Source organism: Sphingobacterium phlebotomi (assembly GCF_008180195.1).
In the GTDB taxonomy this organism is placed as follows: domain Bacteria; phylum Bacteroidota; class Bacteroidia; order Sphingobacteriales; family Sphingobacteriaceae; genus Sphingobacterium; species Sphingobacterium phlebotomi.
On sequence record NZ_VTAV01000053.1, the window covers coordinates 1 to 408 of the forward strand.

The 408-nt window shown below is 45.1% G+C and carries 1 protein-coding gene; it reads left to right on the forward strand.

The genetic code is table 11. The features are described from left to right. Positions 1-58 precede the first annotated feature (58 nt). Positions 59-340: an IS66 family insertion sequence element accessory protein TnpA gene (tnpA, locus tag FXV77_RS21925; protein WP_148921379.1), complete on the forward strand. Its 282-nt coding sequence runs from the start codon at positions 59-61 to the stop codon at positions 338-340. The last annotated feature ends 68 nt before the right edge of the window (positions 341-408 follow it).

A 408-nucleotide genomic window follows, 5' to 3' on the forward strand; every position in this document is an offset into this window, starting at 1 on the left:
GTATCCGCCCTATAGTCCACGTCTATGAACAATATTATGATGTCTGTAGCTTTGCTGGATGAGCAAAGAAGAAAAAAGAGCACAGATGTTTGCAATGATAGCAGACTGGCAGCAGAGCGGCCTGAGCAAGAAACGCTACTGCGCGGAAAATGGGATCAATGAGGCTACATTTTATTACTGGTTTTCGCGCAGCAAAGAAAACGATACATCCAGCGGCGGCTTTATAGCGATGGATAAGACCGGCAGAAAAGGCGATGTTGAGGTTATCTACCCCAATGGTGTGCGGATCAAGGTAGATACCGATCTTGGTTTGCTTTCCCAGTTGATCCGTCTTTACTGATATGTTTTCATTGGGGTCTTCTCACCGTTTTTATTTATATGATGGACACTGCGACATGCGCAAGAGTT

Bases quoted from the DNA above. Each gene is read 5' to 3' on its own strand.
- tnpA (WP_148921379.1), top strand. From the start codon at position 59: ATGAGCAAAGAAGAAAAAAGAGCACAGATGTTTGCAATGATAGCAGAC.